Annotated in this window: 20 protein-coding genes; 1 reads left to right on the forward strand and 19 read right to left on the reverse strand. The window is 49.5% G+C overall.

Annotated elements, in window-relative coordinates:
* Position 1: 1 nt before the first annotated feature.
* The 10 genes from SATMO3_RS30970 to selA form a co-directional block, all read right to left on the reverse strand.
* Positions 2–766 carry an ABC transporter ATP-binding protein gene (locus tag SATMO3_RS30970; protein ID WP_371375653.1) on the reverse strand — a complete coding sequence of 255 codons (765 nt, stop codon included), beginning with the start codon at positions 764–766 and terminating at the stop codon, positions 2–4.
* On the reverse strand, positions 744–1712 hold the full coding sequence (locus tag SATMO3_RS30975) for a branched-chain amino acid ABC transporter permease (RefSeq protein ID WP_371375656.1): 969 nt from the start codon (positions 1710–1712) through the stop codon (positions 744–746). The genes SATMO3_RS30970 and SATMO3_RS30975 overlap by 23 nt, the downstream gene beginning before the upstream one ends.
* A 10-nt stretch (positions 1713–1722) precedes the next feature.
* Positions 1723–2619, reverse strand: coding sequence for a branched-chain amino acid ABC transporter permease (locus tag SATMO3_RS30980; RefSeq protein ID WP_371375659.1), 897 nt, complete (start codon positions 2617–2619; stop codon positions 1723–1725).
* 110 nt (positions 2620–2729) lie between these two features.
* Positions 2730–3872: an ABC transporter substrate-binding protein gene (locus tag SATMO3_RS30985; RefSeq protein ID WP_371381827.1), complete on the reverse strand. Its 1143-nt coding sequence runs from the start codon at positions 3870–3872 to the stop codon at positions 2730–2732.
* A 396-nt stretch (positions 3873–4268) separates the two neighbouring features.
* Positions 4269–5402 (reverse strand): ABC transporter substrate-binding protein, encoded by a 1134-nt coding sequence (locus tag SATMO3_RS30990; protein ID WP_371381828.1) that lies wholly within the window; start codon positions 5400–5402, stop codon positions 4269–4271.
* A 359-nt stretch (positions 5403–5761) separates the two neighbouring features.
* The gene (locus tag SATMO3_RS30995) at positions 5762–8071 is read right to left on the reverse strand and encodes an FAD-dependent oxidoreductase (protein WP_371375662.1); all 2310 of its coding nucleotides are present in this window, start codon (positions 8069–8071) and stop codon (positions 5762–5764) included.
* A gap of 12 nt (positions 8072–8083) precedes the next feature.
* Positions 8084–9721 carry a glutamate synthase-related protein gene (locus tag SATMO3_RS31000; protein WP_371375665.1) on the reverse strand — a complete coding sequence of 546 codons (1638 nt, stop codon included), beginning with the start codon at positions 9719–9721 and terminating at the stop codon, positions 8084–8086.
* Positions 9709–10815 carry a glutamate synthase gene (locus SATMO3_RS31005; protein WP_371375668.1) on the reverse strand — a complete coding sequence of 369 codons (1107 nt, stop codon included), beginning with the start codon at positions 10813–10815 and terminating at the stop codon, positions 9709–9711. Before SATMO3_RS31005 ends, SATMO3_RS31000 begins: the two co-directional genes overlap by 13 nt.
* A gap of 274 nt (positions 10816–11089) precedes the next feature.
* Complete coding sequence (gene selB / locus SATMO3_RS31010) at positions 11090–12970, reverse strand: selenocysteine-specific translation elongation factor (RefSeq protein ID WP_371375671.1); 1881 nt, start codon at positions 12968–12970, stop codon at positions 11090–11092.
* A complete protein-coding gene (gene selA / locus SATMO3_RS31015; RefSeq protein ID WP_371375675.1) occupies positions 12967–14361 on the reverse strand; it encodes an L-seryl-tRNA(Sec) selenium transferase in 1395 nt (464 codons plus the stop codon). The genes selB and selA overlap by 4 nt, the downstream gene beginning before the upstream one ends.
* Before the next feature lie 152 nt (positions 14362–14513).
* Between selA and yyaC the strand changes: the two genes are divergently transcribed.
* Positions 14514–15140: a spore protease YyaC gene (yyaC, locus tag SATMO3_RS31020; RefSeq protein WP_371375678.1), complete on the forward strand. Its 627-nt coding sequence runs from the start codon at positions 14514–14516 to the stop codon at positions 15138–15140.
* Positions 15141–15233: 93 nt separating this feature from the next.
* Here the strand turns inward: yyaC and SATMO3_RS31025 are convergent, their stop codons facing one another.
* The 9 genes from SATMO3_RS31025 to SATMO3_RS31065 form a co-directional block, all read right to left on the reverse strand.
* Positions 15234–15611: a polymer-forming cytoskeletal protein gene (locus SATMO3_RS31025; RefSeq protein WP_371375681.1), complete on the reverse strand. Its 378-nt coding sequence runs from the start codon at positions 15609–15611 to the stop codon at positions 15234–15236.
* 214 nt (positions 15612–15825) lie between these two features.
* On the reverse strand, positions 15826–16752 hold the full coding sequence (locus SATMO3_RS31030; protein WP_371375683.1) for a peptidoglycan DD-metalloendopeptidase family protein: 927 nt from the start codon (positions 16750–16752) through the stop codon (positions 15826–15828).
* A 79-nt stretch (positions 16753–16831) separates the two neighbouring features.
* A complete protein-coding gene (locus tag SATMO3_RS31035; RefSeq protein WP_371375685.1) occupies positions 16832–17350 on the reverse strand; it encodes a DUF4446 family protein in 519 nt (172 codons plus the stop codon).
* Positions 17351–17394: 44 nt separating this feature from the next.
* Positions 17395–18087, reverse strand: a complete 693-nt coding sequence (locus SATMO3_RS31040) for a DUF554 domain-containing protein (RefSeq protein ID WP_371375688.1) — start codon at positions 18085–18087, stop codon at positions 17395–17397.
* A 4-nt stretch (positions 18088–18091) separates the two neighbouring features.
* Positions 18092–19237, reverse strand: a complete 1146-nt coding sequence (locus tag SATMO3_RS31045; protein WP_371375690.1) for an aminotransferase class V-fold PLP-dependent enzyme — start codon at positions 19235–19237, stop codon at positions 18092–18094.
* 12 nt (positions 19238–19249) lie between these two features.
* Positions 19250–20473, reverse strand: a complete 1224-nt coding sequence (gene hydF / locus SATMO3_RS31050) for a [FeFe] hydrogenase H-cluster maturation GTPase HydF (protein WP_371375693.1) — start codon at positions 20471–20473, stop codon at positions 19250–19252.
* 13 nt (positions 20474–20486) lie between these two features.
* Entirely contained in the window at positions 20487–21890 is a 1404-nt protein-coding gene (locus SATMO3_RS31055) for an aspartate ammonia-lyase (protein ID WP_371375696.1), read from the reverse strand.
* A 165-nt stretch (positions 21891–22055) separates the two neighbouring features.
* Positions 22056–22973: a ParB/RepB/Spo0J family partition protein gene (locus SATMO3_RS31060; RefSeq protein ID WP_371375699.1), complete on the reverse strand. Its 918-nt coding sequence runs from the start codon at positions 22971–22973 to the stop codon at positions 22056–22058.
* Positions 22966–23727 (reverse strand): ParA family protein, encoded by a 762-nt coding sequence (locus tag SATMO3_RS31065; protein WP_371375702.1) that lies wholly within the window; start codon positions 23725–23727, stop codon positions 22966–22968. Before SATMO3_RS31065 ends, SATMO3_RS31060 begins: the two co-directional genes overlap by 8 nt.
* Between the last annotated feature and the right edge of the window lie 82 nt (positions 23728–23809).

Raw genomic sequence — 23809 nt, forward strand, 5'->3', positions numbered from 1 at the left:
TCTACACCTCCTCGCCGAGGTAGGCCTCGATAACCCGTGGATTATTTTTAATTTCTTGCGGTGTTCCCTGGGCAATAATACTGCCGTAATCAAGTACATAGATACGCTCACATACACCCATGACCAGACTCATATCATGCTCGATCAAAAGAATGGTCAGGTTAAACTCTTTTCGTATCCAGCGGATCATTTCCATCAGTTGCTGCGTTTCCTGCGGATTCATGCCGGCCGCAGGCTCATCCAAGAGCAACAGTTTGGGTTGCGCTGCCAGTGCCCGGGCAATTTCCAGACGGCGCTGCTCCCCGTAAGGCAGGTTCCTGGCAATTTCATCCTTTTTGTCAGCCAGCTGAAAGATTTCCAGAAAGCGAATGGCCTTTTCCTCAATTTCTGCTTCTTCGTTGTGATACCGGCCAATTCGGAGCAAGGATTCGATTAAACCATATTTTACGTGAAAGTGATAGGCAATTTTTACATTGTCAAGTACAGTCAGATCGGCGAATAACCGGATATTCTGGAAGGTCCGGGCAATCCCGCGCTGGGTTATTTGAAAGGGCTTCAGACCGACAACGCTTTTGCCGTCAAACTCAATCTGCCCTTCGGTCGGTTCATACACGCCGGTCAGCAGGTTGAAGGCCGTTGTTTTACCGGCGCCGTTTGGTCCAATCAGGCCCACAAGTTCACCGGGGGCAATTTCAACTTCAAAATTAGATACAGCCCTTAGGCCGCCGAAAACCTTCGATAGCTTAGTTGCCTTGAGTAGAGCCATGTTTCTTACCTCCTGTCACGCGGCTGAACATCTTAAGGCTTAGTTCCTTATTGCCAAACAAGCCTTGCGGACGATACAGCATCAAGATGATTAATAGCAGTGAGTAAATGATCATGCGCCACTCAGGATAGCTTGCGAGCGCTGCCGAAATGAAGGTCAGCAGTACGGCAGCCGTGATGCTGCCTGTAATACTGCCCAAGCCGCCTAATACTACCATGGTCAGGATATCAAAGGATTTCATAAAGGTAAAGGACGCCGGATGGGCAATGTAAAAATAATGGGAGAACAACGCGCCGGCTACGCCGGCAAAAGCCGCGCCCATAGTAAAGGCCAATACTTTATACTTAGTGGTATCAACCCCCATTGCCTCGGCTGCAATTTCATTTTCCCGGATGGATATACAGGCCCGGCCATGGGTGGAATTGATAAAGTTTTTAATGGCAAACACGGTAATAACAGCAAGGGCAAAAACCCACGTAAAGTCTGTATAACGGGGAATACCCATAAAGCCGGACGCGCCGCCTACATACTGAATATTAAGGATGCTAATCCGGATGATCTCACCAAGACCTAATGTGGCGATCGCCAGATAGTCACCATTCAACCGCAGTGTTGGCAGACCAATGGCAAAACCTAAGAAACCGGCCGAAAGGGCGCCGCCAATGATAGCCACAATAAACGGCAGCTGCATTTTGACGGTGAGTACGGCACTCATATAGGCGCCAATGGCCATAAAGCCGGCATGCCCAATGGAGAACTGACCGGTAAAACCGTTAATCAGGTTAAGACTGACCGCCAGGATAATGTTAATCCCGATTAAAATAATGTTCAGCTGCCAGAACGGGCCGATAACATCGCCCATAATCAGGCCTTGGATAACAATATACGCTACAATACATGCTGCTACTGCCAGCAAATCTGTTTTAGTTTTTCCTGTTAGTTTCACTGCCTGTCACCTACACTTTCTCCCGGATATTTTTACCCAAGAGGCCAGTCGGTCTCCACAGTAAGATGATAATGAGGATGGCAAAAGCTGCGGCATCCCGGAAGGTTGAGGACCAGAAGCCGCTGACCAGGGCTTCAATAACACCGAGTAATGTACCACCCAGCATTGCACCGGGGATACTGCCAATGCCCCCGAGCACGGCAGCGACGAAAGCCTTCAGTCCAGGCATAATACCCATCAGCGGGTCGATGGAGTTATAGTATATACCGACAAGTACACCGGCTGCCGCCGCCAGGGCTGAGCCAATACCAAAGGTAAAGGAAATTACCCGGTCAACGTCAATACCCATCAGACGGGCAGCATCAGTATCAAAGGATACCGCCCGCATAGCCTTGCCGATTTTCGTACGGTGTACGACATAGGTCAGAATGACCATCAATAGCAGGGATACCACGAGAATAACCACTTGCTGGCTGTTAATCACCAGACCGCCAAGATTATAAACTTCGGCATTAAATACTGCCGGGAATGTCCGCGGCTGCGGCGATACCAAAAGCATGCCGCCATACTCCAGAAACAGCGACACACCAATGGCGGTAATTAAGATTGCAATCTTAGGCGCGTTCCGCAGCGGCCGGTATGCAGCTCTTTCAATAGCCATACCAATAAGACCGGCAGCCGCCATGGAAAAAATCAATGCCGGTATAAAAGAAAACTTAAACATCGAAGTGGCAAAAAAACCTGCATAGGCACCCACCATATAAATATCGCCGTGGGCAAAATTGATCAACCTGATGATACCGTAAACCATGGTATAACCCAGCGCTATGAGCGCATAAATGCTACCCAGGGATATACCGTTGATTAATTGCTGTCCAAATTGGACAATTAAGCTCGAAGAGTCCAATGCGCTCTCCCCTCTCCATTTCAAAAAATAATATTATATGTTGAAGGGCCGGTTGGTCCGGATAGCCGGGGCGATTAGCCCCGGCCACGGAGGACGCAACGTACCCTCAATTAGGGATTAACCTTTTCTTTAAAGGTTTGCTTGCCGTCTTTCATTTCAATAATAACGGCGCTCTTAACAGGGTCATGATTGGCATCAAAGCTGATTAAACCGGAAACAGCCTGGTAATCTTTGGTTTTCGCCAGCTCATCTTTTATTTTGACAGGATCGGCGCTGTTGGCGCGTTTCATGGCTTCGATAACCATCATAGTGGCATCGTAAGACAATGCGGCAAAAGCGTCAGGAGTTTGATTGTATTCTTTCTTATAGGCTTCAACGAAAGCTTTAACTGAAGCACTGTTGTCGTCCGGCGAATAATGGTTGCTGAAAAAGCTGTTATTCAATGCCTGTGCGCCGCCGATTTCCGGCAGTTTAGCCGAATCCCAGCCGTCGCCGCCCAGCATGGGCGCGTTAAGTCCAAGCTCACGGGCTTGCTTGATAATCATACCGACTTCCTGGTAATAACCCGGGACAAACACGACATCCGGATTCTGTGATTTGATTTTGGTGAGAGTTGCTTTAAAATCAGTGTCTTTTGCCAGATAGGCTTCATTGGAAACAATGGTTCCGCCATTTTTCTCAAAAGTTTCTTTAAAGAATTGGCCCAAACCTTTTGCATAGTCACTGGAGTTATCAATATACAGGGCTGCGGTTTTAGCCTTGAGTGTCTTTTGCGCAAATGCGGCCATTACCGAACCCTGGAACGGATCAATAAAAGCGGCCCTGAACATATAATCCCGGACTTTACCGCTGTTAGGATCAACCGTGACCTTAGGGTTTGAAGCCGTCGGGCTGATGGCCAATACCTTATTATCGGCATTAACCTGGGCTGCGGCTATTACGCTGGAAGATGCAATCGGCGCAATGACGGCGACTACTTTATCCTGGGTTACCAGCTTCTGCATAGCGTTGGCGGCTTCGGCCGCCTCGCTCTTGTTATCGGCGACAACCAGGGTAAGCTGTTTGCCAAGCACACCGCCTTTAGCGTTGACTTCTTTTATTGCCAGTTTGGCACCGTTGGTAGCCGACTGGCCAAAAGTGGCATTACCGCCGGTCATCTCCAGATTAGCGCCGAGCTTGATCACATCAGCCTGCTGGCCGCCGCTGCCGCCGCAACCGGCAACAAGTCCGGCCACCATAAGTACGGATACCATAACACTCACTAATTTGGTAAATCTTGCCTTTAACATTGTTTCCCCTCCTAAGATACTTGATATGGATACAGATAGTGCCAGTTACATGTATACACTATCGCCCCCCTATAAACGAGACCTCACCGTCAAAACGTACGCTCAGGTCTCTACTGCCGGCACGCGTGTCCACCAGCAGCACATCATTGTATGACATACAGTGTAATTATAGGGGCGTTGTCCATCCATGTCAATACTCTCAGCGTAGTACATCTGACCAAATGTCCGCAGAGGAGAAACATCAGGCTGTTTTGTCTTTTCAGTAAAAAGGGATAAGGCCGCAGCCTTACCCCTTGCACCTCATTGTACACCGGTAATTAATTTACGATATATGAGTTTTGAGCTAAACTTACCAGGACCTTAAGGGTTAATTTTTTCTTTAAATAGCTGTTTGCCGTCTTTCATCTCAATAACTACAGCACTCTTAACCGGGTTATGGCTGGCATCCAGCGTTAGGATACCTGTGCTGACCTGCAGATTTTTAGTTTGTTCCAGAGCATCGCGGATCTTGGCCGGTTCAGCACTGCCCGCACGTTTGATGGCGTCAATGATCATTAAGCCTGCATCATAGCCCAAAGCAGCCAGAGCGCTTGGCTCCTGACCATATTCTTTTTTATAGGCTTCTACGAACTTAACGATGTTGGGGTCTTTATCCTGAGAGGAATAGTGATTGCTGAAAAAACCATTATTAAGCGGAGCTGCGCCGGCGATATCAACAAGCTTGCTGTCATCCCAGCCGTCTGTGCCTAAGAGCGGTACTGTAATGCCAAGCTCCCGCGCCTGTTTTACAATCTTGCCCACTTCTTCATAGTAAGCAGGGATGAAGATTACGTCAGGGTTTGTGGATTTGATCTTGGTCAGCGTGGCTTTGAAGTCTGTATCTTTCTGGAGGAAACCTTCTTTAGCTACAACCTTGCCGCCAGCCTGGGTAAAGGAGGCTTCGAAAACATCGGCCAATCCTTTGGAGTAGTCAGAGCTGTTATCAATATAAATGGCTGCTGTTTTTGCCTTAACCGATTTGGTCGCAAAGTCAGCCATTACCTTGCCTTGGAAAGGATCGATAAAGCAGGCCCGGAAAGCATAGGAACGTACAGCGCCATTATCGACGGTTACTTTCGGATTGGTAGCAGTAGCAGTAAGTACAGGAATCTTATTGTCCTGGGCAATTTGCAGGGTAGCCAGTACATTGGAGCTTGATACCGGCCCCAGCACGGCAACTACTTTATCCTGGGTAATTAGTTTGGTAATGGCATTGGCTGCCTCTGCCGGTTCCGATTTATTATCGGCTACAACAAAAGTCAGTTGCTTGCCCAGCACACCGCCGGCGGCATTGGCCTCTTTAAACGCCAGTTTAATGCCATTGGCAGTCTGGTTGCCGAAATTGGCAATACCGCCGGTCATTTCAAAGTTACCGCCAATTTTAATGTCTTTGGCATCAGCCGGTTTGGTCGACGCGCCGCCGCAGCCTGTCAGCAAAACCGCCAGCATGGTCATCACCACTGCCAGACTAATCCATGTCAGACCCTTTTTCCTCATTAAATTCCCCTCTTTTCCCCAACTTCAGCATTCTTTTTACAACATAATTTCAGTACACTCTGTTAACAGCCGATCAAAGAAATTGGCTAATCACGCCCTCTCTGCACCTACCGTCAGGCAATAATGGCCTTTCTGTTTTCCGCTCGCAGATATTTGTATGTGTTTGTCTATGGATATTATTATATTGGCTTTATATCCGCACTGTCAATACGATTTTTTTCCCATAATGTAATTTCAGTGTGTATTACCGGCGGAAATAGTTTCTCACAAAGAGACACCGCCGGCGATTATCCGCCGACGGTGTCTCTTTTACTGTTTTATCGATAAAATACCAGTGGTTCTGCATTTGTCTCCATGTTCCAGACACCGCAGGGGCAAATACCAGCACAGATACCGCAGCCAATACATTTGCTCGGATCTGACGTGTATTCAGCGCCATTGACTCCCACCGTACGTGTGATCGCATTTTCCGGGCAGGATTTGAGGCACATATGACAGTCACGGCAGGTACCGCAACTGATACAGCGGGTGTAGTCGCTCTTGGCCTCAGGAACATCGCAGCTGTGACATTTTTTAAAGTAGGCCGTACTTAACCGTTCTGCCGGAATGACGATTTTCTGGGCGGCGGTAAAACCTGCACCCTTAAGATACGCGTCGGCTGCAAGGGCCGCCTGCCGACCGGCGCCGATCGCGTCGACCAGCCTGCCGGGGCGAATGGTATCCCCGGCAGTAAAGATGCCGGGCGCCACACTGTAATCTCCGGCCGGTTTCAGACAACCGCGCTCCAGATCTACACCGTCAGGCATAAAGCTCAAATCAGGAGACTCGCCAATGGCAATGATAACTGTATCGCCTTTGATCAGCTTACCGTCCTGGGTAACAATACCTTCACCCGTTACTTCCTTGGTAAAGACCGGCCACAGGATTTCTCCGCCCAGTTTCTTTACATGCGTCATTTCCTCTTCAAAGGCGGCAGGCCGCTGCACATCGATGCAAGTGACTTGCTCGGCCCCCAGGCCATAAGCGCCTACAGCCACATCCATGCCTGAATTGCCGCAGCCAATGACAATTACCTTTTTACCTATAGCCGGCTTCTGGCCTTTATTGACGGCTTTAAGGAAATCCAGCCCCTTTATAATGCGTTCATGACCAGGCCAGGGAATAACCCGGGTGGTATGGCCGCCGGTGGTTACCACTACGGCGTCATGACTTGCTTTGATAGCGGCAAATTTTTCCCGGTCAACAGTTACGCCTGTTTTTAAGGCAACGCCCATTTCCGCAATACGGGCAATTTCCCGGGCGAGCGTTTCCTGCGGCAGGCGCGAGCGCGGGATAACCTGCTCCATTTTGCCGCCGACTTTCTCATCAGCTTCAAATACCGTTACCGTATGGCCCAGGCGGGCCAGTTGCCAGGCGGCCGTCAGGCCGGCCGCGCCGCCGCCGATAACCGCGACTTTCTTGCCAGTCTTTGTTTCAGCGTGCGGTAACATTGCCTCAGCCGAATACCTGCCCAGTTTGCCAATTTGCGCTGATATATCCACATTTTTCCTGGTGCAGTCATCCATGCACAAATTGGGACATACGGCGCCGCACACAGAGCCGGGAAACGGCGTGTATTCGAGCACCAGGCGATAAGCTTCCTCAATCTTGCCATCCCGCAGCAAATTAAAGCGCTGCTGCGAAGGTATGGAGGCGGTACAGTTAAATTCACAGGGCGCGCTGTATTTGCCGTTCTCCCATACAGGAACGCGCCGGCGATACTCCCCGGTCGCAATCGCACCGATTACGGCAAAATCGTCATCGCAAACATCACCGAAGATGCTGTCCGGCACCCAGGACTCAGTGCGGAAGGAATATATATCGGTATTGGCCTTTTTCGGACGCTCATCATAGGATAAAGGCACAACTTTTTGCCACTCATTCCACTTGCTAAGCTCACTCCTGATCTCTTTCCGGCCAATGGCGGTCAGGAAGTCATCCAGCCTGCCATCCAGGTAAGCAATATCGTCCGGTGTCAGCTTCAGTATCTTGGTATCCTTGGCCGAAATGCCCTTGGCCTGGCCGCGGAAATAGACAATGCCGCCAACCATGCCGGTACAGGCCCTGTCGCCCAGCACCGACTCAAATTGCTGGCTGTCATAGCCGCACACTACCGCGATACCGCCACCCATGAATTCAAAGGAAAAGCTGCCGACATTTTTTAATACCCAGAATTCCGGCGCTTCATAGAGCGGGTCGTGCTTCATAAGCGAACCGGAACGGGTTCCCGCCCGGCCGCCGACATAGATGGTGCCAGCGGCGGCGCAATGCGCGGTTGTATCACCGCCGTCGCCTTTGACGACAATCCGCCCGCCGGCGTTTAACCAGCCGACATCAGCGGAAGACGAGCCCTCAACAATAATTTCGGTACCGGGCAAACACATGGAGCCCACACGCTGACCGGCATTTTTCACGTAAAATTTCAGTGGTTTTCCTTCCGGATGCCATAGCGGACCGCCAATGTCATGCTGACCGGAAGCTTCAATTTCAAATTCAGTTTCGCCTTGCGCCAACGCTGCATTTATGCTTTCTAAGAGGTCCTGCGTTGACATCCGGTTGTTGCCGTTGATTGTATTTATTCTAAACATGCGCAGTTCCTCCTAACATACATATTGAATGGCCAGCTTGTCAGCAATGGCTCTATCTGTAGTTACCAGGGCGTCGGACCGGCCAACAGGCAGTGAGCTGTTGCCGACCGGAGCCATCAGTTTCTTGAATTCGCTGTCCAGCGCCAGCATATAATCAACAATGTTTTGCGCTGCTTTATCGATATCCAGCCGCTTAACCAGACGCGGATTCTGAGTACAGATGCCTGCCGGGCAGTTGCCGGTGTTACAGGCGTTACAACGGCCATGCTCATTGCCCACACAACCGCAGAGCTGGATAAGCATCTTACCCATGAATACGCCGTTAGCTCCCAGACAAATCAGCTTGAAGGCGTCGGCAGCGGCATTGCCTGTCAGGCCCACACCACCGCCGGCCCAGAGCGGAATTTGGCCCTGTCGGCCTTGTTTAACAGCAGCCAGATAACACTCCCGGGTTTTTGATACCACCGGATGGCCGGTATGTTCGAGCGATACTTCATTGGCGGCGCCGGTACCACCCAAGATACCGTCTATGAAGAAGCCGCCGCAGATTTTGTACGGGTCTCTCAGCAGATTGTTGTAAACCGATACCGAAGTAGCCGAAGCGGCGCATTTGATTGCAACAGGCACCCGGAATTTGAAGGCTGCATTCATGGACATAAACATCTTTTGTACCGATTCTTCAATCGAATACAGGCCCTGGTGATTGGGCGGCGACAGGAGGTCGGCCTTGGGTACGCCCCTGATGGCCTGAACGGGTTTTGATACTTTCCCTGCCGGCAAGAGTCCTCCGTCTCCCGGTTTTGCCCCCTGACCGATTTTAATAAGGATACCGGCCGGGTCCACCTGCATATGCGGCATGGCCTGAATTATCCGGTTCCAGCCAAAATGGCCTGATGCTATTTGCAGGATCATATATTTCAGATGTTCGGATTTTAATAGTTTTATAGGCATACCGCCTTCGCCGGAGCACATTCTGACAGGCATCTTGTACTTTTCATTTAAATAAGCGGTGGCGATGGCAACGGCTTCCCAGGCCCGGGTCGAAAGCGCCCCAATGGACATATCACTGAAGATAATGGGATAAATCCAGTTGACCGGCGGCGTATGGGCATTGAGCTTTAATTCGTCGCCGCTCAGGGACAGCGGTAATTCATGCGGTAAGAGCACCCGGCCGAACGGAGCCAGGATATCGAAGGTATGGCGTTCAGAGTCTAAAGCCGGGTCTGTCATTTGGGAAATACGGCCAACAACAATTTTATCAAAGGTGCGCTCACCGGCGCTAATACTGTTGCGTCCGCCGCGTTTAACGGTCGCACCGCCGCTTCTGTTTAAGTAATTGACCCGGGAATCCAGATTGCGCATTGGCTTAATGGCGTTATTCGGGCAGACCTTTTCACACATGCCGCACCCGACGCAGGCATTGGCTACCGCCGCCTTTTGTCTGATTACCGGTGTTGCCATATGGCGCTGGCTGGGCTCCGGCTGATGACCTGTCGAAACAGTAACCGACCGGCGCTCCATGGCCGCTTCTATGGCATTGAAGGTACAGGCCGCTACACAGCTGCCGCACATGGTACAGCGTTCACTGCTATATTGAATCTTCCATGGCAAGTCATTTACGCTGACATCTTGTACTCTTACTGCTTCCATCGTTCTACCTCCAATTCCGGGGTGATAACCACAACTTCCCGTTCATTCGGATATATGTCAAGCTCCTGATTGCGGTTGGGCAGAATTTGATTGAGACCGCAAACCTCTGAAGATATGGCAATGGTTGTTCCATCGCCGCCTACCACTACCGGCCGCAGCTTTTTGGAATCGCAGCAGGTCATCATCCGGCCGTCCGGCAGCATGGCAATGATTGTATTGGGCCCGTTTATCTCCAGGTGCCCCAGTGACTGGCGAATGGCTGTAAGTTCTCGCTGATCAGCCCGCCGGGAAATTTCTTCAAACGGCAGCGGCGTAATGACATGTTTGTAATATTTTATTGGCCATTTGAGCACATTAAGAACATAATGCAATGTATATAGGAAGTTTTGTGAGTCTGATTCAAAACCAATGTAGCCACGATGCAAAGATTTTTGGTATTCTTTATTTTTGGTATAAAAGGTGTTTTCACCATTGGCGCACAGGGTATATCCTTGCAAAAAGAAAGGATGGGCGGCATACCGGACTATTTCGTAGTTGGTGTTTTGCCGGCATTGGACGACAACATTCTTGGCCATCAAATCGCCATTGTTGTCCCATAATTTAAAGTAAACGGCAATATCACGGGGATCGCCGATTTCCTTTAACGTCAGCACATCCGGCCAGAATGAATAGACATAGCCTTGCTCTTCGGCTTCCAATAATGCCCGGAGAGCCAAACGGGTATCCAGCAGCAATTCTTCCTTGGCTTCCTGCGTTGCCGTACGATAATACTCCGGATAATCATAGGCCCGGAAAATATAATAAGGCATGGCCTTAATATCAAGTCCGGTCTGACGAACCCCCCGGGGAATCCACTCATGAACAGGGGTAAAGTTGTTGGTCTCCATGAAATGTTCCACCATCGCGGCCCCCTTTTGCGTACAGGCCAGCGACAATAACGGTTTATCCTTATAATTAGCGAATGCTCCGTCAAGGTCTTGCATCGTCATGGCAAACCCGGAATTGTCATGCCCTTCCTGCTGGGGCAGCATCAAATGCAGCGCCAGTGACGGATGAAATGCGATTTTACTTTTTATTGCCCCAATTCTACACATCCTACTCTCCCACCCTCTCAAAAAAAATTATAAGACCCGGCGAAGATACCCTAATCCTGGGACCTTCCGCCGGGTCTTTTATACCCACGGTGTAGTGCTTGCTGTGCCACGCTGCACCTGTGCCGCTTGGTCCAGACCGTCTTCACGCGGAACCCTAGGCACACTCCCTCAAAACAGATGTACACCTGCAAAAAACCCCGGTGTACATTATTTGTGTTGAGTTTAATTATAAAAACGAATTGTCATGCTGTCAATATGCATTAATAAAGTAAGTTTATTCTGACAAATCTAGGATTTTGCTGGTTGGACGGCGTATATCCCCTACTCTGACTGTATATTTATTCATATCTAGATACTCCATCAGCGGTAAGGCAAACTTACGGGAAGTGTTCAATATGTCGCGCAATTCTGCCACTGTAAGTGTATCCTTCCCGGCAAAATGCTTGTGAATAAGCTGTACAATGTACTGAATTGTTTTACGGTATACATACATATCACCCAGCTTGACAAGTATCCCGGATCGCACCAGCATATCATGAGCGGCTTTAATTTTATCAGCCGGCAGCGATATTTTTTCCGCCAGCAGCATTTGGTCGACATTCTGCAATCCAATATTCTCCAGGGAAGCTTCGGCTTTACCAATAAGCTCCTGCTGCCAGCCGCCATGCTTTTCAGCATGCTGTTGAAGGGCAAGCTGCCCATCTGTCACTGCCAGAGCGCCTGTAGCCTGCCACTCGGCAAGATACGCTTCAAAACTTTTCTCATTGAGGTCCAATTTCTGTCTGGCTATTTCTTTGGAAAGTCCGTTCCTGTCAGGCTGGATCTTGTGATATTCTGTGAGAATCGTTGTTACCTGGTTTGTTAAGCGGTTAAGAACCTCTGCGGCGATATAGGCTCTCTCCAGGCAGAGTATTTTCTTAGCGGCAACAAGTCTGTCAATGGCCTGGTTTACCTTCCTATTAGGCAGGTAGCCTGCCTGGCGCTGGATGTCTTCCCTTGTTAACAGCTGCCTGCTCTCCGCCAGTCGATAGTACAGGGCGGCAGTTTGTTCCTTACCGCCGGCAACGTCGGCAGCGGCAGCCCGCTCCGGAGTTAGCCGCCGGGTATTGCGTCCCGGAGCAACTAAGGTTATACCGCCCAGCAAAGTTTGCGGCGAGTATAGCCTGATGATGCCCCTGTCACCAGCCCCTGCTGTCAGCGGTTGTTCCAGCAGCAGTCTCATGTACCGGTTATTTGCCTCTTTAAAAGAATAAACCCGTCCCAAAAATTCACCGGTACCCAAATGCAATCTAACCCTAACCCCGCTTGCAACTTCCTCCTGCCAGTCAGCTTTTATATCCCATAGGCTGCCGGTTTCGCCGCGCCCGATTGCGCTGAGCGCCATGCCCCGGGCAATGTCCTCTGTCTCCACGCCGGCGAGGTTGATGGCCGCACGCTGCCCGGCGCAGATTTGTTCCACCTTTTCGCCATGCCATTCCAATCCCCGGATGCGAACAACGGTTCCAGACGGCTGCAGTTCCAGACTGTCACCGATTTGGGCGCTGCCGGTCAACACCGAACCGGTAACCACAACACCATGGCCCTTAATGGTAAAAACCCTGTCTATCCACAGGCGAAACGGGGCTGTACTGTCACGTGCCGGTATCTCACCCGCTTGCCCGGCCAGTATCTCTTTTAGCTCGCCAATGCCGGCTCCGGTAAGGGCCGACACACGGCAAAACGGAGCATCTTTCAGAAAGGTGTCGCTGATATATTCCCGTATTTCACTTTCTACCAGTTCCAGCCACTCATCGTCAACCTTGTCTATTTTGTTGATGACTATCACGCCACGCTGTATGCCATATAACTGCAGCATAGCCAAATGCTCTCTGGTCTGCGGCATAATGCCCTCATCAGCGGCAATTACCAACATAGCCAGATCAATTCCGCCGGTTCCGGCCAGCATGTTTTTTAAAAACCGTTCATGGCCGGGTACGTCGACAATTCCGGCTACAATGGCTTCATTTAGCGCCAGCGATGCAAACCCCAGGTCAATGGATATTCCGCGCAGCTTTTCTTCTTTTAATCTGTCGGTTTCAATGCCTGTTAAAGCTTTAATTACGGCTGATTTGCCATGATCGACATGTCCGGCCGTACCGATGATAACATATTTCATACCTGGCGTCCCCCTATTGCCAGCAGTGCGGCGGCAATTTCTTCAAGGTCGTTGTCAGACAGACAGCGGACATCAAAAACAAGCCTGTCAGCCTGAACGCGGGCGATAATGGGTACTTGCCGCTGCCGGAGAAGACTTTCCAGGCTGCCGGCGCTTATACCAGATACACATATCGCTACGCCATACCCTCGCAATGCCGCCGCCGGCAGAGCGCCGCCGCCGGCGGGCGAGCTAACCTCGATAATTTCAGCCGCTATACTGAGCCGGCCATCTTTTATAACTAAGGCCTGCAGACGGCCGGCCCGCGCCTTTAGCTCTTCTTCAGCAGCAAACAGCATGGCCAGCACCGGGATATCGCGGACAGGATTGCCCGCTGAATATTCCATTAGAGTTCCTTCCAGGGCAGCCAGTGATAATTTATCAATCCGGATAGCCCGTAATAGCGGATGTTTTTTCATCAGAGCAATATATTGTTCCTTACCGGCAATAATACCGGCTTGTCCGGCTCCCATCAGCTTGTCGCCGCTAAAGGTTACAACATCAAAACCGAGCGCCAGCCGCTCCGTAACAGCAGGCTCGGTTTCACCGCCCACAGTCAGCGGCAAGAGTGTGCCGCTGCCCAGATCTTCGATAACCGGTAATTGATATTTATGGGCCAGAGCCGCAATTTCAGCGCCGGCTGGCTGGGAGGTAAAGCCGATTATCCGGTAGTTGCTTGTATGCACCTTCAGAATTGCGGCTGTATTGGGCCCTATTGCCCGCTCATAATCAGCCAGGTGCGTTTTATTGGTAGTTCCAACCTCTATGAGGGTGGCGCCGCTCTGCCTTAACACATCCGGAATTCTAAATGAGCCGCCGATCTCCACCAACTCGCCGCGGCTGACGATAACCTCCCGGTCTTTAGCCAGCACAGACAACACCAAGAGCACCGCAGCGGCGTTATTATTTACCACTATGGCAGCTTCAGCCCCCGTTAACCTGCTTAACTGCGCCGCCACATGGCTATAACGGCTGCCCCGCTCACCTGTCTCTGTGTTATATTCCAGCGTGCTATATCCGGCCATGACTTCGGTTACGCCGTTTATCGCCCGTTTGCTTAACGGCGCCCGTCCCAGATTGGTATGCAGCACTACGCCTGTGGCGTTAATTACCCGTCGCAGACTGGGAGTATTAATTTGTTTCACAAGCTCCTTGGCCAGAGAAATCATTGTTTCAGCGCTAACATCCGGTTCCTGCCCCTGCCGGCATTTTTCTCTGACGTTGGCTGCCGCCTGCCGTAAACAGTCAGTCACTAATTCTCGCGGGTATTGAGTAAGCTCCCGGTCTGCGACTGCGATTGATAATAGCCTGTCAACAGATGGTATTGCTCTTAGTTTATGATTGACGTCCATCGATACTGGCATCCTCCCGTCCCGCCCACTCTAATTTGGCAGACATTTCATTTTTAGTATTCCTGCCAGCTGACAAAAAATCCTGCCCGGATGTATAGACCTCTGAGCTTTTACACATAATGGTAATATCAAATATACAACAGGAGTCTAGCATGCTCAATAATCTTTTAAACCTCTCAGGCCTGAGTAAATTCACCCCAGTCAAACAGTCTCCGGCTGCAGCGCCGGTCCGCGAGTTAAAATTCAATATCAATAAGCCCAATGTGGTATATGATGTGGCCGTCTCTGTCCGCAATCTAATCCACACTGCGAAAGCCGACGGCCATCAAATAGTGGTTCTGTGTATTGGTACCGACCGGTCAACCGGCGATTGCCTTGGCCCGCTGACAGGCACCAAACTAAAAGCACTAAATCTGTTTCCCCTCGTTTATGGTACCCTGGACGAGCCGGTGCATGCCACTAATCTGGAATCTATGCTGAAAACAATTCATTCTACTGTTGCCCACCCGTTTATTATTGCCGTGGATGCCTGCCTGGGAAAGTTAGAAAGTGTTGGCTGCGTTACCGTTGGTCAGGGATCTGTCAAACCGGGCGCCGCTGTTAACAAAGATCTTCCCGCCGTCGGCAATGCCTACATTACCGGCATTGTTAATGTCGGCGGGTTCATGGAGCATCTGGTATTACAGAGCACCCGCCTGAATCTTGTCATGAAAATGGCCGACACCATTGCTCACGGCTTGTCCTTCGGCTTGGGCCGAACCCACAACCAGTCGCAATAACAAAAGCACGGCTTGCGCCTGCGTCTGCAAATTCTCCACTGCGCAATAAAAACCCCCAGGATGTATTAAAAACATCCTGGGGGTTTTTATTGCTTATTCGGCTTCATCCGCCGCATTTTCTTTTAACATATAGCAGGCGCCGCGGAACACAGCCCCTTCATTGATGGTTAATGTACCTACTTTAATATCACCGTAAACCTTGGCTGTAGCCAAAAGCTCCAGTTTGTCGGAAACTTCGACATTCCCGTTTAGCGTCCCGGCAACAAGCGCATTCCGGGCTTTTATCTGCGATTGCAAACGTCCGCCCTCGCCAACTACCAGATCCCCTTCCGTAATCAGTTCCCCGTCATGAAATCCATCAATCCGGATGGTGCCTTGCGAAGTGATATTTCCTTTAAAACTAGTATCATTGCCGATAACTGTGCCAACCTGTTCTCCAATATTCCTGGTTTGTTTCTTACTCCCAAACATTAAGAAGCTACCTCCTATTAGAAAAGACTTGGCGTAGCCAAGTCCAGCCGGACAAAGGCAAAACACCAGCAGTTCTTTATTTATCTTATCCGACGAGTTAAGGCTCACGCCTCTATAGGCGGCGTCAGTTCAGTTGGAGTTGACTCTCCACCTGAACCCCCGAAGTTTCAGCTTTGCTGAAACGAGTTCACTTAACTAGAGATATTTACCATTATTATAAAAAGCCAGAAGGATTGACAGCCGTGCCATTTACACGGACTTCATAATGACAGTGAGATCCTGTGCTGAGTCCTGTACTGCCCATGTATGCAATAACTTCGCCTTTTTTAACTTTTTGACCTGAGGCAACAAGAATTTCCGAATTATGACCATAAATAGTAACGATTCCGTTGCCGTGATCAATCTCGACCATCTTGCCATAGCCGCCTGTCCAAGTGTTGCTGACAACCGTCCCGTCTGCGGCCGCCAGAATCGGCGTACCTGTGTCATTGGCAATATCAATGCCCGGATGCCAGTCGCTGCCCCACCCCCACGGCGAGCTGCGCCAGCCAAAGCGCGAAGTAACTTCTCCATTCGCCGGCCAAATCGACGGGGTAACCGCCAGACGTTCATTTTTTTCTGCAAGGGCGTTTTTCAAGTTTTCCAGGCTCTGCTCTCTTTCCCTTACCGAAGCTTTAAGCTCCTTAACCAAAGCATCCACTTGATTAATATCCGGATTCACTACCGGTCCGCCCTGACCGCTGTGATTAGACAGCCGCGCCGGAGCCGAACGGGAGGTTGTTGTGGCTTCTTCACCATTTACCATTCGGCGAAGATCACTGTCCAGTTGGTTGAGACGATTCATATCCTGTTGAAGTTCGGCCGTTGCTTTCGCCAAATCCTCCAGTTGCGTACTCTGCCTGCCGTTAACTTCCCGAAGTTGAGTCAGTTCCTGTCTTTCTTGTGTGGCTACACTGGCCTGCTGGCGATAGTTAAGCATCGTGCCGGAAAGTATCGTGAGACAAATGCCCAGCGCTGCGGCTGCATATTTGACAGTCTTTATCGGTATGCGGATACTGAAGACCGATTTTCCATGATGCGGCACAATCATTAGCGTATATTCGCGTCGATCAGGCTGTGGCGTTTTTTGCTTCAACAACATCACCTTCTTTTCTAAAAAAACATGCAATTAACGCTCAACTGTGATGTTATTCGCCAAAACTTTAATAAATCCTGCATTTTTATGATTTATTTTCCAGGGCTTTGCTAAGAGCTCCTTTTTCTTCATCTGTTAAATAGTAGGTAGACTGGCCGTTAACAACAGGCTTAGCATACACCCGTGATTCATTCCGGCCATATATGCTTGACAGAACAACACCGCTTTTTTTACCGTCAAGCAAAGCCAGTGCAAAACTTAAGTCGCTGCCTGTATCTTCAAAGGCATTAAACCGGATAACGCCTACTGATTGAATAGCTGACGCGGCAATGGTGTCTAACCGGCGATATTCATTTTCCAGGTGATTAACTTTATTCATTGCCGTACGCACCTCTGCTATATGCCCGGTCAGCAGATTCTCAATGTTATTCCCCTCCATTCCCTCCATCATTTTGCAGTAGCGTTTATTTAGTCTGCTCATTTTAATACTCACATTAATAAACACAAGTAAAGCCAAAAAAATCAGCAGGGTTAGCGTAAGTAAGATATAAGGCAGGTTAGCAGTGATCAAACCTGTATACTGTGACAAATCTATGCTATTCATTGAAATCACCCTTCTTTTGTTCTGCAACTAGACTGCATTACAACCTATAACGGCCAAAAATATGCAATAACTGCTGCCGCCGGTATGGCTGGCAGCAGATTGGCCAGCTTTATTTTTTTTATTTCCAACATTAGTATGCTCACTCCGACGATAAGAATCCCGCCTGTTGCGGTTAATTCTGCAATTACGCTGTCTGACAGCACAGCGCTGAAGAAACCGGCTAACAGAGTAATGCTTCCCTGATATAAGAGCACCGATATGCTGGAAAATATCACTCCCAGTCCCATACTGGATGTGAATACCACTGCCGTGATACCATCTATTAACGACTTGGCAAACAACGTACTGGTGTCACCTGTTAAGCCATCCTGAATGGAGCCGATGACCGCCATTGCCCCAATGCAGTAGACCAGACTTGCCGTTACAAAGCCTTGACCGATATTACTCTGTCCAGACCTTTCCCGCCCCTCCATTTTTGCCGATAGCCAAGCGCCTATTTTGTTTAAGCCGGCGTCTATAGTAAGCGCTTCGCCAATTATACCGCCCACAGCTATTCCTAATATTACGATTAGAATGTTTTGTGTCTTTAGCGCCATTTGCAGGCCAATAACGCCGACTGCCAGGGCCATTCCCTGCATAATGGTATTCTGATATTTGGCCGGTATCCCGGACTTCAGGGCTAAACCTATCCCGGAACCGGCAATAATTGCGGCAGCATTCACAAGAGTCCCCTTCATGTTCTCATCCTTCCCGGGCAGTATATTCTCTAACAGCAGCGACTGCCTGCCCGATTTCCTCCGCAGTATTAAAATAGCCCGGACTGAAACGCACAGTACCGGTCTTTAGCGTCCCCAGCACTTGATGCGCCCAGGGGGCGCAGTGCAATCCCGAGCGGCAGGCAATACCAAAATCACGGTCAAGCACATGTGCCAGCTGCCCGCAGTCTTTGCCCTCAACGGTAAAGGATACCACCGCAGTCCGGCCTTCAATACCCGGCAGACCATATACGCGGACTGCGGGAATAGAGTTTAGTCCTGCCAACAGTTGTTGGGTTAGAGCTAATTCCCGGGCTTGAATTGCTTCCCGGCCTGTTTTTAAAATAAACTCAATGCCGGCCTTAAGTCCGGCGATACCGGGCGTATTTGGCGTGCCGCTTTCCAGCCTGTCAGGCATAAATTCCGGCTGAATATCCGATTCAGACAGACTGCCGGTACCGCCTGCGCGCAGCGGCTTGACAGCAACGGTTTCCCTAACATATAGCCCGCCCGTACCTTGCGGACCAAGCAATCCCTTGTGCCCGCTAAAAGCCAGCAGATCAATGCCCATCCCATTGACATCAATCTCCTCCACTCCTGCCGTTTGCGCGGCATCCACAACCAGCGTTACACCAAACTGTTGCGTCAGCTCGCCGACTTCGGCAACAGGCATAATGGTGCCGGTAACATTCGATGCATGACTCATTATTACGGCTTTCGGCTTTTGCCGGATTGCTGCCGCCATAGCATTCATATCAAGTTGTCCGGCTGGTGTACAAGGTATTATGTATACGTTGGCCCCCCTGGATTGAGCTATCCGCACAGACCTGGACACGGCATTGTGCTCCATTGCTGTGGTTACCAACGTATCGCCTGGATTAATGATACCGAAAACAGCCATGCTGATAGCATCGGTGGCATTGTGTGTAAATACAAGCTGATTGGCGTCCTCAATACCAAATAAATCGGCCAATGCTTCCCTTGTTTCGTAGAGCAGCATACTTGCTGCCCGCGCCATTCTATGCCCGCCCCGTCCGGGATTAGCCCCCATAGTGCGCAGGCAATTGTCGGCAGCCTGATAAACGCTGTCCGGTTTGGGCCAAGTCGTTGCTGCATTGTCCAGATAAATCACAACAGCCACCTCTTATTCGTCCAAAATCATCTGCGCCAGCGGGAACGGCGCAAGCGCCCGGTGCAGGATGCCATGGACATGGGCAATCAACAAGCCGTAGTTTACAATCGGCACGCCAGCTTCCCGGGCCATGGCCAGCCTATACAGCATTTCCCGGCGATTAAGCATACAGGCGCCGCAGTGAACAATCAGTTTATATTGCGCCAGATTGGGTGGGAAAGAACCGCCGGAAAACCATTCAAAATCCAGTTCACCACCAACCGACTGTCTAAGCCAGCGGGGTATTTTTACCCGTCCGATATCATCAGCTTGACGATGATGCGTACATCCTTCAGAAATCAGCACCTTGTCACCCGGCTCTAGACTCTCAATGGCTTTGGCCCCGGTGACCAACGTTTCTAAATCGCCTTTGTGCCTGGCCATTAAAATCGAAAACGACGTTAGTTGAACACCCGGAGGTGTGTCGGCGCCGACCTTCATAAATTCCTGAGAATCGGTTACCACCATTCTCGGCGCCTGTTTTAATCCTTCCAGTGCTTCCTTAAGTTCCCGTTCCTTGACAACCACCGCACAGGCATCATTATCAAGCAAATCCCGGATTGTTTGCACCTGGGGCAAAATCAACCGGCCCTTTGGCGCTGCCAAATCAATAGGGACTACCAATACCACGGTGTCTCCCGGCGATACCAGATCGCCGATGACCGGCGGCCCTTCCCAATTGTCCGGCGCAAGCTTAATCATCACCCGTTTTAATTCTTCAATACCCTGTCCGGTTTTAGCGCTGATATTCAATAACGGCAAAGCCAGAGATTGACTCCAGTTTTCAATAACATCTGCCGGCACAGGCGTTAAATCCCATTTATTAATTACCCCGGCAACGGGTAAGCCACGTTTCTTAATTTCCCCGGCAAGCTGTTCTTCAAAAGCAGTTAGCCCCAATTCAGGCTCTATGACAATTATCGCCAGGTCGGTTTTATTTAGGACCTGCATGGTGCGTTCGACACGCAACGCCCCTAAATCACCAATATCATCAATTCCGGCTGTATCAATAATCATCACCGGTCCAATCGGCAGGATTTCCATAGCTTTGTATACAGGGTCGGTGGTGGTCCCCGGCACGTTCGAAACCAAGGCAATGTCCTGATTGGTAAGGGCGTTGATCAAGCTTGATTTGCCTGCGTTCCTCCGGCCAAAAATTGCAATATGCAGGCGTGAGCCTTTAGGCGTTTCTTGCATAATTGTTTCCTCCCTATTTTGGCGTTCCGGCAATTCCCGGCCTAGTCATGGCCCGGGGATCCAAAATGGCATCTAGTTTCTCTGCCGGCAATACGGCCAAGGCCAGAGCAGCTGCCCGTATTGTTATATTTTCTTCACTAGCCCGGCGCGCTACTTTAGAGGCCAAATCATAACCAATATGCGGCACTAAGGCTGTCACACTCACCTGGCTATTTTCCAACAAATTACGACAGTGTTCCTCGTCGGCAGTTAGCCCCTGAACACAGAATTCATCTAATATATGAACTGCATTTGTCAGGATTTTTAAACTCCCCAGCAGATGATGGGCAATCAGCGGCATAAAAGCATTTAATTCGAGCTGGCCGGATTGCGCTGCCATAGTAATGGCCATATCGGATGCCATTATATGAAATGCCGTTTGGTTGACTGCTTCAGGAATGATTGGATTGACTTTACCGGGCATGATTGACGATCCCGCTTGTCGCTCAGGCAGTCTTAACTCACGCAAACCGGCGCGTGGGCCTGAGGAAAGCAGCCGGAGATCATGCGATATTTTGCCCAAATTTACTGCAAGCGCTTTTAGCAGCCCGGACACTTCCACAAATACATCAGCGTTTTGGATTACATCGATCATATTTTCTGCTCTGGCCAGGCCAATGCCCGCATATTGCCGTACCCGATCGTTCACCATAAATATATATTTTTTATTCGCGTTAATACCTGTACCAATGGCCGTACCACCCAGGGCCGCCTGACGCAGTCGTTCTTCCACCTTATGCAGCCGCCACCGGTCGCGGGCGATTGCTCCCGCATAAGCACTAAATTCCTGTCCCAGCATAATAGGTACGGCATCCTGCATCTCTGTCCGGCCAACCTTTATCACACCGGCGAATGCCGCCTCTTTGGCCTGCAACGCTTCCTGTAATGCTGCACAGCCTTCGCTCAGCGGCTTAAGCAGCCAGATAGCGGCAATTCTCAGCGCTGTTGGATAGACGTCATTGGTGGACTGATGCATGTTTACGTCATTGAGGGGGTGAACTAAACTATAGTTTCCCTTCTGCCCCCCTAGCAATTCAATAGCCCGATTGGCCAATACCTCATTGACATTCATGTTGGTAGAGGTTCCAGCACCACCTTGCAGTGCGTCGACAACAAATTGATCCTGCCATTGGCCGTTCAGGATCTCGTCAGCAGCTTGCGCTATTGCTTGTCCTTTCTCTTTGGTCAAGTATCCTAATTCGAAATTGACCTCGGCAGCTGTTTTTTTGATCAAAGCTATCGCTTTGATCAATACCGGCGACACCTTGTATTCTGTCAGCGGAAAATTTTCAAGAGCCCGCATGGTATGGATGCCATAGTATACTGTTGCCGGCACTTCCCGCTCTCCCAGCAAATCTTTTTCCAAACGCACCATCATTCACCTCCGGTAGCCAACAATAGTATCCAATAAAGATTTACAGGCCAGGTCTTAGGCAAAGTGTAGGGTAATGGTAAGCGTCAGCGGTAAGGTTACCACTATTCCGTCTAGCTATAAATCTTTATTGAATTTTCCCAGGTATTGTTTCACGTGAAACATTTATTATTAGACAACCAGCTGTCCGCGAAATTTTGTATTCGTTGTTTCAGGAGTTGATGACAGCATGTCCATAATCCGTTCCAAATCTTCATTCGAGTAGTATTCAATTTCAATTTTACTTTTTAGTTTACCCGGTTTAATACGTACTTGTGTACCCAGAATGAGTTTAAGCCGATCTTCAAACTCATTCATAAAAAACTGACTATCTTCATCAACTGCTTTTTCTGCAGGCTCGGCTTTTTTAACAGGCCTCCGGGCTGCCAGCCGCCGAACTAACTCTTCCGCATCACGAGCCGACAGATCTTCCTCAATAATCTGCTTAGCGGCATCCAATTGCACCGCGCTATCTTCCAATGCCAATAACGGTCTGGCTTGGCCCATGGATAATGTTCCACGTGAAACAAATTCCTGCACTTCCGGCTGAAGATTAAGTAAGCGCACAATATTAGCAATCATTGAGCGGCTGCGACCAATTCTCTGCGCTACTTCTTCCTGGGTAAGGCCGAACTCTAACATAAGACTACGAAACGCCATAGCCTCTTCAATCGAATTCAGATTCTGGCGCTGTAAATTTTCAATAAGAGCAATCTCCATCATTTCCGCATCGGTATACTCCCGAACTACCGCCGGAATTTGCTTTAACCCAACAATCTGGGACGCACGCCAGCGGCGCTCACCAGCCACAAGCTCGTAACCGCTTAATGTCTGCCGGACAACTACCGGCTGTATAACCCCATGCTGCTTAATCGACTGCGCAAGTTCGGCTAATGCTTCTTCATCAAAAACGCGACGCGGCTGGTGCTGATTAGGAATAATATTATGTACTGGAATCTCATTAATAGGTTCATTACTTTCTGCAGCTTCAGGAGATTTGGGGGCATTAAACAATGCATCCAGGCCTCTTCCTAGTCCACGTTTACTCATCACCAATCACCTCACGCGCTAAATCAAAATATACTTCTGAGCCCTTTGATTTAGGATCATATTTAATAACAGGCTGTCCATGACTGGGCGCTTCGCTCAGTCGAACATTTCGCGGGATAATAGTCTGATATACCTTATGCCGGAAATGATTCTTCACTTCATCCACAACTTGTATGGACAGATTAGTCCGGGCATCAAACATAGTTAATACGACGCCCTCCAGGGTAAGAACCGGGTTAAGATTCTTCTGAACCAAGCTAATAGTATTCATCAATTGGGTTAGTCCCTCAAGCGCATAAAACTCGCATTGAATCGGTACAAGCACCGAGTTTGCAGCCGTTAAAGAATTGATTGTCAGTAAACCAAGTGACGGCGGACAATCTATGAAAACAAAATCATAGGCAAATTTTGCTCTATCCAGCGATCGCTTAAGTTTCCCCTCCCGCGACATCATGGATACCAGCTCGATTTCTGCGCCGGCTAACTGAATGGTGGCCGGCAGTAGTTTTAGATTGTCAATTTCAGTTTGGACAACAATAGATTCTAGTGGAACATCATTAACCAATGAGTCATAAACACACCGTTTAATCGTTCCTTTATTGAAACCCAAACCACTGGTAGAGTTACCCTGCGGGTCAATATCAATCAGTAAAACTTTTTTCCCCAATTCGGCCACACAAGCTGCTAAATTGACCGATGTTGTTGTTTTACCTACGCCCCCTTTTTGATTGGCGATAGCAATCACTTTTACCAAACTAGTTCACCTCAAAATAGATTAGTCCATCTTTTCATTCAACAAAATTACGTAATTTCCTGCCAAAAAATGTTGTAAAGAA

It is taken from the genome of Sporomusa aerivorans (assembly GCF_041428895.1).
Lineage (GTDB): Bacteria > Bacillota > Negativicutes > Sporomusales > Sporomusaceae > Sporomusa > Sporomusa aerivorans.